The organism is Rhizobium sp. Root491 (assembly GCF_001427205.1).
Taxonomy (GTDB): domain Bacteria; phylum Pseudomonadota; class Alphaproteobacteria; order Rhizobiales; family Rhizobiaceae; genus Agrobacterium; species Agrobacterium tumefaciens.
Window position 1 is genome coordinate 211,947 of the sequence record NZ_LMFF01000014.1, and the last position, 11,613, is coordinate 223,559.

Consider the following 11,613-nt stretch of genomic DNA (forward strand, 5'->3'; position numbering starts at 1 on the left):
TCCCACCCGGATCTCAGCCGAAACGGGACAGTGCGCTCGCCATGATCTCCGGATCGACATTGCCGCCGGAGGCAACCGCAATCACCGTTTCGCTCTCCAGCTCGTTGCCGTGAAACAGCGCCGCCGCCAAGGCCACCGCGCCGCCCGGCTCGACAACGACCTTCAGCCTGTTGAAGGCGAGAACCATGGCCCGCAGTGCTTCATCTTCGGTCACGGCAATGCCTTTTCCGCAAAGCCCAACCATAATCGGGAAGGTGATGTTACCGGGCTGAGGCGTGACGATTGCATCGCAGATCGAACCGGAAGTCGTTGCATTCCGCTCGATCTTGCCCGCTGCGAGTGAGCGCGCCACATCGTCGAACCGCTCGGGTTCTGACGTCCTGACCTTGTAGTTCGGCGCTTTCGCCGCAAGGGCAAGGGAGATGCCGGATGTGAGGCCGCCGCCGCCGCAGGGCACGAGAACCTCGGCCGCATCGATACCGAGTTCCAAGCCCTGTTCGGCGATTTCCAGCCCGACAGTCCCCTGCCCTGCAATCACCAGCGGTTCGTCGTAGGGCCTGATCAGGGTCAATCCGCGCTCGCTCGACAGGCGGTCGCCAATGGCGTCGCGATCGTCATTCGCCCGATCATAGAGCACCACTTCCGCACCATAGTCGCGGGTATTGTCGATTTTGATTTTTGGTGCATCGGACGGCATGATGATCACGGCAGGCACGCCGTGCAGACGAGCAGCAAGCGCGACGCCCTGCGCATGGTTGCCCGAGGAAAAGGCGATCACGCCACGGGCGCGCACATCGGCCGGCAGACCGGATACCGCCGACCAGCCGCCGCGAAATTTGAACGAACCCGTTCTTTGCAGGCACTCGGCCTTCACGAACAGCTTTCGCCCGGCAATCTCATCCAGAAAATGCGACGACAGAAGCGGTGTCCGTACCGCATGTTCGCCGATGCGCTGGCGCGCTGCCTCAATCATCGAAATATCTGTCATGCCCTGCCCCTGTAATGCGGATGTTGGGTGTACATTAGGAGGTCGCAATTAATAGTGAAACCGGCTGGACAAGAAAAATCCCCGGTCTTGGCCGGGGATCTTTCGTCATGCGCTTGCAAATGAATGGTCAGTGGTTGTGCCGGGGCATCTTCTCGGCAATCCGGCGGAAATCCGCGGCCCCTTCCAGAACCGCACCGTCCGAAAGCTGGGTCACCGATTGACGATAGATGCGCTGCCAGGGCGTGGCATCCGCAGGCACCGCAGGAATGCCATCGGCCTTTCGGGCAGCAAGCTCTGCATCCGGTACCAACGCGTCGCACTTGCCCTGATTGAAATCGATGCGGATCACATCACCCGTGCGAAGCCATGCCAGTCCTCCACCGGCGGCACTTTCTGGCGAGGCATTGAGGATCGACGGGCTATCCGCGGTTCCCGATTGCCGGCCGTCGCCGATTGTCGGCAGGCTGGTGATGCCTTTTTTCAACAGCGCGTCCGGCGGCTGCATGTTGACGACCTCAGCCGAACCCGGCCAGCCGAGCGGTCCGGCCCCGCGAATGACGAGAATGGTGCGCTCATCAATATCGAGAGAAGGATCGTTGATACGGGCGTGATAGTCTTCCGAACCATCGAAAACCACACATTTGCCCTCGAAAATCCCCTCACGACCCGGCTCGCTCAGATAACGCTGCCGAAATTCCGCCGAAATCACGCTCGTCTTCATGATGGCGAAATCGAACAGATTGCCCTTGAGGACGAGGAAACCGGCCCGTTCCTTGAGCGGCTTATCGTAAGGAAGGATCACGTCGCGGTCGGTCGATTCCCGCCCGTCCAGATTTTCCGCCAAGGTCTTGCCGGTCACGGTCGGACAGCTCCCATCAAGCTTGCCTGCCTTCAGAAGCTCCCACATAATGGCTGGCGTACCGCCGGCACGGTGATATTTCTCGCCCAGCCATTTTCCGGCGGGCTGGACATTGGCGATGAGCGGAATGTCATAACCGTGAATCTGCCAGTCGTCCTCGCGAAGTTCGACGCCCGCATGTTTCGCCATCGCCGCCAGATGCGGCTGGGCATTTGTCGAACCGCCGATTGCCGAATTGACGCGGATCGCGTTCAAAAACGCCTCGCGCGTCATGATATCCGAAGGCTTGATATTCTCGACAACCAGTTCGACGGCGCGGCGGCCAGTGCGATAGGCCATCTGGCCGCGTTCGCGGTAAGCGGCCGGGATTGCGCCGCAGCCGGTCAGCGACATGCCGAGCGCTTCGGCAATGGCATTCATGGTAGAGGCCGTGCCCATGGTGTTGCAGTGACCGACCGAAGGAGCGGATTCGAGCGCCGCCTGCAGGAATTCCTCGCGGGTGATTTCGCCGGCGCCGTATTTGCGGCGCATGCGCCAGATGACCGTGCCGGAACCAACCAGATCGCCGTCATGATATCCGTCGAGCATCGGCCCGCCGGATAAGACGATAGCCGGAATATCAACCGTGCTTGCCGCCATCAGCGCCGAAGGCGTGGTCTTGTCGCAGCCCGTGGTCAACACGACGCCATCGAGTGGATAACCGTAAAGCACTTCCACCAGGCTGAGATAGGCAAGATTGCGGTCAAGCGCCGCTGTCGGTCGCTTGCAGTTTTCGAACATCGGATGGGTCGGAAACTCGATGGGGATGCCGCCCGCATCACGGATACCATCGCGCACCCGCTTGACCAGCTCGACATGGACGCGGTTGCAGGGCGTCAGGTCGCTGCCGCTCTGCGCGATGCCGATGACCGGCTTGCCGGAACGCAGCTCTTCCGGCGTCACGCCATAATTCATGAAGCGCTCCAGATAGAGCGCCGTCATGTCGAGATGGTCAGGGTTGTCGAACCAGTCCTGGGATCGCAGCCGCCGCACGGGTGTCTTGTCGTCGCTCATGAGACCGCCTCAGCCCTGTTCCCGGTTGTTGAGTTTTTCGAGGTAAAGCAGGATACCGCTATGGTCGATATCGGCTCCACCATCGCTGACGAAATCATCGAACTCCCGCGTTACCTGCTGGGTCAAAGGCAACGTCAGGGACAAATCCTTCGCCGTCGCCAGCACCCCGTTCAGATCCTTGAGCTGGAACTTGGAGGGTCCGCCTGGCGCGAAATTGCGCTTCACCATGCGTTCGCCGTGCAATTCCAATATCCGGCTTTCGGCAAAACCGCCACGTATGGCGTTACGGAACCCTTCGCGGGATGCCCCGCCCGCTTCCACAAGCATCATCGCCTCGGCAACCGCGCCGATGGTGATGGCGACGATCTGCTGGTTTGCGAGTTTGCAAAGCTGGCCCGCACCGGAGGGGCCGACATAGGTGAGCCTGCCCATCGGCGCGAAGAAATCCGTAAGACCAGAGATCAGCGCCTCATCGCCACCGGCCATGATCGCGAGCGTACCCGCCGTTGCGCCCGGCACACCGCCGGAGACCGGCGCATCGACATGATGAATGCCCATTGCCCGTAGCCGGGAGGAGTGTTCGCGCGCAATAGGCGGCGCAATGGAGCTGCTGTCGATGACAACAGCGCCTTTTTCCAGCGCGTCCGCCACACCCGCCTCGAACAGCACCTCGCCCACGGCTTTACCGTCGCTCAGCATGGTGATGACGATATCGGCACCCCTGGCGGCTTCGGCCGGCGATGCCGCGAGAACCGCGCCATCGGCAACCAGCGCCTCAGCCTTTTCGACGCTACGGTTCCACACCGCAACCGAAAAGCCCGCGCCCAGCAGACGCCGGGCCATCGGCCCGCCCATCAGGCCTGTGCCGATAAAGGCAACCGACCGCTTTTTCTCCTCCCCGCCGACACTCATTTCAGTGAACCTCCCAGTTCGTCCTCGATATGAACCTGAATGATCTCCTCGAAGGAGCTTTCAGCCGTAAAGCCAAGTTCACGGGCGCGCTTTGCTTCGAAACCGGGCGCCCAGCCTTCGCACATGCGCATGATCATCTCATTCGGCTCGCGGCGAATGAGGGCAACAGCCTTTTCGCCTGCAACCTTGCGCAGCGCTTCAATCTGTTCGCCAACGGTGGCGCTGAGGCCGGGCATGGACAGGTTGCGGCGCGGACCGACCTTTTCCACGTCGATCGTCGCACCATGAAGAAGGAAACCAACAGCGGAACGCGGCGAAGCGTGCCAATGGCGAATGCTTTCCGGCACCGGCAGAACCGCTTCCTGACCAACCAGCGGCTCGCGCAGGATGTTGGAGAAGAAGCCGGAAGCGGCCGCATTCGGCTTGCCGGGGCGAATGCAGATCGTCGGCAGGCGAATGCCGATACCGTCAAAGAAACCGCGACGGCTATAGTCGGAGAGCAGCAGCTCGCAGATCGCTTTCTGCGTGCCGTAGCTGGTCAGCGGCGTGGTGTGGAACTCATCCGGAATCGGATAAGGGAGCGGCGCACCGAATACGGCGATCGACGAGGTGAAGACCACGCGCGGCTTGTAACCGTCCTTGCCGTTGGCAATGCGGATGGCGTCGAAGAGATAACGCGTGCCATCGAGATTGATACGGTAGCCCTTGTCGAAATCAAGTTCGGCTTCACCGGATACGATGGCAGCAAGATGAAAGATCACATCGGGGCGGGCTTCGACCAGCTTTTCGGCTTCGCCCGGCGCGGACAGATCGGCTGCGCGCGCATCAACCGCACCGGAGAAGCCGGCCGGCGCTTCAGGCTGAAACACGTCGATAAGCGTGAATCTGTCAATCGACTTGCCGCCAAGCGATCCATCCTTGACGAGACGCTGCGTCAGCTTACGGCCAACCATGCCTGCAGCACCGATGATTGCGATATGCATATCTTCCTCCTCTTTGGCCCGGTCATTCTCCCGAGACCGAAAAAACATCATCGGCTCGTGAACCGATAAATTAGCTTGTAAGGTTGTCTGATAACCTTATATGGTTTGATTGAAAATAGTATTTTTTCACAAACCGGCAAAAGCAAGGGCGAAAGACCTTTGCCCGGATATTTTAGGGCGGATTGGACGGAGAGGGTGGAATGACGATCGTGAGCGAACACGATATCGAGGAATTGCGGTTCTCGCTGAAGAACAGGCTGGGCGAGGCATTGCTGCTGACATCGCAGGAAGACATGCTGCGCTATTGCCGCGACTGGCATGGCGACGTCACCAGTTCGGCGGTAGCCGTCATCCGCCCCCGTTCGACCAAGGAAGTCTCCGATACGGTTCGCGCCTGCGCTGAACTCGGTCTCGCCATCATCCCTCAGGGCGGCAATACCGGGCTGGTGCTCGGCGGCATTCCCGATGAGCCAAAGCGTCAGGTCGTGCTGAGCCTCGAGCGCATGAACGCCATCCGCACCATAGACAGCGACGATTTTTCGGCTGTCGTTGAAGCTGGCTGCATTCTGTCGGAATTCAAGGATGCGGTTCAGGACAAGGGAATGTTCTTTCCGCTGTCGCTCGGCGCGCAGGGCAGCTGCCGCATCGGCGGCAACGTCTCCACCAATGCTGGCGGCATCAACGTTCTGCGTTACGGCATGACCCGCGAACTGGTGCTGGGTCTCGAAGTGGTATTGCCTGATGGCACCATCTGGAATGGCCTGTCGACGCTGCGTAAGGACAATCGTGGCATTGACCTGAAGCAGCTTTTCATCGGCGCGGAAGGAACACTCGGCATCATCACGGCCGTGTCCGTAAAGCTCTACCCCAATCCAGAACATGTCGAGACGGCACTGCTCGGCCTCAATTCGCTGGATGACGCCATCAAGCTTTATCGCCGCGCCCGCCGCGAATGCTGCGACCTGATGTCCGCCTTCGAATTCATGCCGCCCGTCGCCTTCACGCTCGCAATCGAAGCAATCCCTGACCTTAAAATGCCGATCGCCGGAGATTATCCGGCCTACGTGCTGATGGAAATTTCCGGCTCGGGGCTAGTAGACACTGCCGACCTGATGGGACGGTTCCTCGAGGGCGTCATGGAAGACGGTCTGGTGCTGGACGGCGTCATCGCCTCCTCGCGAGCACAGGCGCAATCTCTGTGGCTTTTCCGCGAGGGCATGAACGAGGGTCAGGCGCTACGCGGCAGCCATATGCGCACCGATATTTCCGTGCCGCTGTCAAAACTTGCGGCGTTCGTGGCCGAAGCAGAGGCTGAACTGGCGGAAAAACTGCCGGAATGCCTGGCGGTTTCCTATGGCCATGTCGGAGACGGCAACGTCCATCTCAACGTGCTGCCGCCAAACGGAGCAACGCCGCAGGAGCGCGAAGCCTTCATCTACAAATCGAAAACCCTCGTCAACGAAGTCCTTGACCGTTACGTCGGCAGCATCAGCGCCGAGCACGGCATCGGCCGCCTGAAACGCTCCGATTTCGAAAGCCGGCTATCTGATGTGCAGCGCCGGATGATCACGGGTTTGAAAAATGCCTTTGACCCCGATTTGCGGATGAATCCCGGTTGCCAGATAACCCTGCAACCGGATAGCTAATCGACAAACAGCAAAGGCGGCGGAATACGCCGCCTCTGAAAACCCCGCTGACGGCGAAGGAGGAAGTCGCCTGCCGCGGGAAAAAACGGACCAATCGTTTCTGTGGAACGGGAGCAATCATGACGCTGGAGTTCAGTCAGATACATCGCAACGATCATCTGCCCGGCCGGATCGCCGCGGAGATCGCCCGCGAAATCAATGATTCGAAACTCGGGCCGGGCGACAGGCTGCCGACGGAACATGTTCTGGCGAAAACCTTCGGCGTCAGCCGCTCGGTCATCCGTGAAGCGATCGCGCAATTGCGCAACGAAGGTTTTGTCGAAACACGGCAAGGCGTGGGCGCTTTCGTCACCGATCCCCGGCAGAGACTGTCCATTCGCATCGAGCGGTCCCGTCTGAACGATCCGGAAAATTTCCGCGATCTCTTCCAGCTTCGCATGCCGATGGAAATCGAGGCGGCGGGTCTCGCAGCACTCCACCGCAACCCGCAGCAGCTGGCGCGGCTGGCGGCGGCACTGGAAAAGATGCGAACGACCGACGACTGGTCGACGGAGGGCGTTGCGGCCGATCTCGACTTTCACCGTATTCTGGCGGAAGCGACGCAGAACGAATATTTCCTGATGTTTCTCGGCTTTATCGCAGAACGCATCAGCTCGGCTATCAACATCGCCTTCTCCCGTGCTATTTTCGGGGAAATCCTAGAGGTGACGATCGCCGAACATGTGGCAATCTTCGAAGCCGTCGAACGCGCCGATGCGACTGCGGCCAAGGATGCGATGCGCAAACATCTGCTAGGGGCAGCAAGCCGGGTCAATCTGGAACTGGATATCTTCTGAGCCGCAGAAGCTTAAACGGCAAAGCTATAGGACAGGTTTCGCTGCTTTCCGGCAATCCAGAGGCGAAAGACGATAATTTTGTCTGCGGTGCCGCTAGACTCGCTGTAAAAGTCATACTAAGAAGAATGAGATTAGGTTGTCAGACATCCAGACAATATGACCGCAGGAGGCGGCTGTCGGAGGGCTGAAGGGGAGGATATATATGACCGGCTCAAGGTCCATCGACGCTACCGCTATTTTGCCTGAAGACTTTGAAAACGCCCTGCTCGTCGGCCGCGTATGGTCGAAAAGCGAAGGCGGCCCCTGCCCCGTTCTGCTCAAAGGCGGCGTGCTATACGACCTCACCTCTCTTTCGCCGACCATGTCGGAACTTCTGGAAAAGACGGATCTGGTGGAGCTGCTTGCAGACACCGGCACATTCGTGGCGCTTGGCGCGCTCGAGGCCTTTCTGGATGGCTCCGCTGGTGAACTTCTCGCCCCCAACGATATTCAGGCCGTCAAGGCTGCAGGCGTGACCTTCGCCGACAGCATGCTGGAACGCGTGATCGAGGAGCAGGCCAAGGGCGATCCACTTCGCGCGCAGGAAATACGCGGACGGCTGGCGCCGGTTCTCGGCGACAATCTCAAGGGACTTGAGGCCGGTTCGGAAAAAGCAGCCGAAGTGAAGAAACTGCTGCAGGAAATGGGCCTGTGGTCGCAATATCTGGAAGTTGGCATCGGTCCGGATGCGGAGATATTCTCCAAGGCGCAGGCCATGGCCTCCGTCGGCTGCGGCGCGCTGATCGGCGTTCACCCGAAGTCGCAGTGGAACAACCCGGAGCCGGAAGTGGTGCTGGCCATTGCCTCCGACGGCCGTATCGTTGGCGCGACGCTTGGCAACGACGTCAACCTGCGCGACTTCGAGGGCCGCTCCGCCCTCCTGCTCAGCAAGGCAAAAGACAACAACGCATCCTGCGCAATCGGTCCCTTCATCCGCCTGTTTGATGGACGCTTTACCATCGAAGACGTGAAGAAGGCGCAGATATCGCTTCTGGTCGAAGGCGAGGACGGCTTCACCATGACGGGTGCAAGCGCAATGCAGGCGATCAGCCGCACGCCGGAAAACCTCGCTTCCCAACTCTTGAACCGCAACCATCAGTATCCTGACGGCGCCGTCTTTTTCCTTGGTACGATGTTCGCGCCGGTAAAGGACCGCCATGGCCCGGGTCTCGGCTTCACCCACTCCAAGGGCGACCGTGTCGAAATCTCCACGCCCAAGCTCGGCAAGCTGATCAACTGGGTCACGACGACAGACGAATGCCCGGAATGGACATTCGGCACCGCGGCCCTCATGCGCAACCTGGCGAAACGCGGGCTGCTCTAGGCAATCCAGCAAAACTGCATCGCGGTTTTGCGCCCAGAATTGCGAAAACCCATAGGTGGAGCATTGAGGGCGATCCTTCGTCGAAAATGCTCCAGATATTTCTTCGGGAGGGGAAAATGCAAAAGACCATCAATCTCTTTTACCGGATTCTCGAAATCATTCTCGTCCTGCTGCTCGCCGGCATGTCGATCATGGTCTTCGTCAACGTTGTCATGCGTTACACGATGAATTCCGGCATAAATATCTCGGAAGAATTGTCGCGATACTTCTTCGTATGGCTGACCTTCATCGGCGCCGTACTGACCTTCCGTGAAAACAGCCATATGGGCATCGAAACTCTCGTGATGTTCCTGTCGCGCCGCGCCCGTGTCGTGTGCATGGTCTTGTCGAACATCATTATTCTGGGCTGTTCCGCCATCTTCTTCTGGGGAACATGGAAGCAGTCTGCCATCAACGCCAGCATGCATGCGCCAGTCACCAAGCTGTCGATGATCTGGGTCTACGGCATCGGCATGTTCACCGGCGGCCTGATGTTCATCATCGCTCTGGAACGCCTCTACCGTTATGTGACGGGCCGCGTGACAGAGGATGAAATCGCCCAGTTCGCCGGCGAGAACCTCACGATCGAACAGCTTTCGGAGCGCTGATACCATGACACTTTTCGTTTTTGTCGGCTCTCTTCTCGGAGCCATGGCGATTGGCGTTCCCGTCGCTTTCTCGCTGATGTTCTGTGGCGTCGTGCTCATGTGGTACATGGGCATGTTCAACACAGCGATCATCGCCCAGAACATGATCTCGGGCGCGGACACCTTCACGCTGCTCGCCATCCCCTTCTTCATTCTGGCTGGCGAACTGATGAACTCCGGTGGTCTTTCCCGCCGCATCATCGACTTTGCGATTGCGCTTGTGGGCCATATCAGGGGCGGTCTCGGCATCGTGGCGATTGTCGCGGCCATCATCATGGCCAGCATCTCCGGTTCGGCCGCTGCCGACACCGCAGCCCTTGCCGCAATCCTCATCCCGATGATGGCGAAAGCCGGTTACAACATTCCGCGCTCCGGCGGCCTCATCGCTGCAGGCGGCATCATTGCCCCGGTCATTCCGCCCTCCATGGCCTTCATCGTCTTCGGCGTCGCCGCCAACGTTTCGATCACCCAGCTTTTCCTTGCAGGTATCGTACCCGGCATTCTGATGGGCATTTCGCTGATAATCGCCTGGCTGATCGTGGTCCGAAAGGATAACATCAAGCCGCTGCCCAAGACCTCGGGCAAGGAACGTCTGGTTGCCACGGTCCGCGCCGGCTGGGCGCTTGGCATGCCGGTCATCATTCTGGGCGGCATCAAGGCAGGCATCATGACGCCGACGGAAGCCGCCGTTGTCGCTGCCGGCTACGCTCTTTTCGTCGGCATGGTGATCTACCGCGAACTGAAGCCGGCGGATTTGTTCCACGTTCTTCTGCGCGCTGCCAAGAGCACTTCGATCATCATGTTCCTTGTCTGCGCAGCCCTCGTCTCCGCATGGCTCATCACGGCTGCGAACATTCCAAACGAAGTCGCCGGTTATATCGAACCGCTGATCGATCGTCCGATGCTTCTGATGGTTGCCATGATGGTGCTGGTCTTCATCGTAGGAACCGCGCTCGACCTGACACCGACCATCCTGATCCTGACGCCCGTTCTGATGCCAATCGTCAAGCAGGCAGGCATCGACCCGGTCTATTTCGGCGTCCTCTTCATCATCAACAATGCCATCGGCCTGATCACCCCGCCGGTCGGTGTCGTGCTGAACGTCGTCTCAGGCGTCGGACGCATCCCGCTCGGCAAGGTCACGATCGGTGTCTGGCCTTTCCTCGTTGCAGAAACCATCGTTCTGGCGTTGCTCGTGGTTTTCCCGGACATCGTGATGGTTCCGCTGCAGTACCTTCGTTAATCGCCACTTCTCAACCAAAATCCAAGGGAGGATATTATGAGAAAGCTTCTTCTGACCACCACGGCCATCGCTTTTGCGGTGGGCGCCGCAGCCCCGGCAATGGCTGAATTCAACAGCCGCAACATCCGCGTTTCGAACGGCATCAACCAGGACCACCCGGTCGGCAACGGCATCAAGGCCATGCAGGCCTGCCTCGACGACAAGTCGGGCGGCAAGCTGAAGCTGACGGCATTCTGGGGCGGCGCTCTCGGCGGCGACCTTCAGGCGACGCAGGCCCTGCGCTCCGGCGTTCAGGAAGCGGTTGTTACGTCCTCGTCACCGCTCGTCGGCCTGATCCCGTCGCTCGGCGTCTTCGACCTGCCGTTCCTGTTTTCCAATGCCAAGGAAGCCGATGCCGTGATGGACGGCGCCTTTGGCGACATGATGAACAAGAAGCTGGAAGAACAGGGCCTCGTAAACCTGGCCTACTGGGAAAACGGTTTCCGCAACCTCTCGAACTCCAAGCACGCCGTGAACAAGTGGGAAGACTTTTCCGGCCTGAAGGTTCGCGTGATGCAGAACAACATCTTCCTCGACACCTTCCAGAACCTCGGCGCCAATGCAACGCCGATGGCTTTCGGTGAAGTGTTCTCGGCACTTGAAACCAACGCGATCGACGCACAGGAAAACCCCTATGTGACGATCGACACCTCCAAGTTCTACGAGGTGCAGAAGTACATCACCGAGACGAACCACGCCTACACGCCGTTCCTCTTCCTCTTCTCCAAGCCGATCTTCGACAGCTACACGCCCGAAGAACAGACGGCCCTGCGCGAATGCGCAGTCGTCGGCCGTGACGAAGAGCGCAAGGTCATCCGCGAACTGAACCAGAAGTCGCTGGAAAAGATCAAGGCTGCAGGACTTGAAGTGAACTCGCTGTCTGCGGAAGAGCAGGCACGTATCCGCGAAAAGTCGATGGTCGTCTACGAAAAGCACAAGGCTGAAATCGGTGCCGACGTCGTTGACGCCGTTCTGGCGGACCTGAAGAAGATCCGCGGCCAGTAA

General features: G+C 59.4%; 10 protein-coding genes. 6 read left to right on the forward strand and 4 right to left on the reverse strand.

Features of this window, described 5'->3' with window-relative positions:
* Positions 1–13: 13 nt before the first annotated feature.
* From ASD46_RS15910 to denD, 4 genes are all read right to left on the reverse strand, one after another.
* On the reverse strand, positions 14–988 hold the full coding sequence (locus tag ASD46_RS15910) for a threonine/serine dehydratase (RefSeq protein WP_025594624.1): 975 nt from the start codon (positions 986–988) through the stop codon (positions 14–16).
* A 127-nt stretch (positions 989–1,115) separates the two neighbouring features.
* A complete protein-coding gene (locus ASD46_RS15915; protein ID WP_025594626.1) occupies positions 1,116–2,900 on the reverse strand; it encodes an IlvD/Edd family dehydratase in 1,785 nt (594 codons plus the stop codon).
* 9 nt (positions 2,901–2,909) lie between these two features.
* On the reverse strand, positions 2,910–3,812 hold the full coding sequence (locus ASD46_RS15920; RefSeq protein ID WP_025594627.1) for an NAD(P)-dependent oxidoreductase: 903 nt from the start codon (positions 3,810–3,812) through the stop codon (positions 2,910–2,912).
* Positions 3,809–4,795, reverse strand: a complete 987-nt coding sequence (gene denD / locus ASD46_RS15925) for a D-erythronate dehydrogenase (protein ID WP_003516536.1) — start codon at positions 4,793–4,795, stop codon at positions 3,809–3,811. Before denD ends, ASD46_RS15920 begins: the two co-directional genes overlap by 4 nt.
* A 200-nt stretch (positions 4,796–4,995) precedes the next feature.
* On the opposite strand from denD, the gene ASD46_RS15930 reads away from it, so the two are divergent.
* From ASD46_RS15930 to ASD46_RS15955, 6 genes are all read left to right on the forward strand, one after another.
* A complete protein-coding gene (locus tag ASD46_RS15930; RefSeq protein ID WP_003516535.1) occupies positions 4,996–6,441 on the forward strand; it encodes an FAD-binding oxidoreductase in 1,446 nt (481 codons plus the stop codon).
* 119 nt (positions 6,442–6,560) lie between these two features.
* A complete protein-coding gene (locus tag ASD46_RS15935; RefSeq protein WP_003516533.1) occupies positions 6,561–7,277 on the forward strand; it encodes a FadR/GntR family transcriptional regulator in 717 nt (238 codons plus the stop codon).
* 202 nt (positions 7,278–7,479) lie between these two features.
* Positions 7,480–8,640, forward strand: coding sequence for a fumarylacetoacetate hydrolase family protein (locus tag ASD46_RS15940; RefSeq protein WP_025594629.1), 1,161 nt, complete (start codon positions 7,480–7,482; stop codon positions 8,638–8,640).
* Positions 8,641–8,756: 116 nt separating this feature from the next.
* Positions 8,757–9,287 carry a TRAP transporter small permease gene (locus ASD46_RS15945; protein WP_003516529.1) on the forward strand — a complete coding sequence of 177 codons (531 nt, stop codon included), beginning with the start codon at positions 8,757–8,759 and terminating at the stop codon, positions 9,285–9,287.
* Positions 9,288–9,291: 4 nt separating this feature from the next.
* Positions 9,292–10,569, forward strand: coding sequence for a TRAP transporter large permease (locus ASD46_RS15950; protein ID WP_019566002.1), 1,278 nt, complete (start codon positions 9,292–9,294; stop codon positions 10,567–10,569).
* Between the two features lie 36 nt (positions 10,570–10,605).
* The gene (locus ASD46_RS15955; protein WP_003516523.1) at positions 10,606–11,613 is read left to right on the forward strand and encodes a TRAP transporter substrate-binding protein; all 1,008 of its coding nucleotides are present in this window, start codon (positions 10,606–10,608) and stop codon (positions 11,611–11,613) included.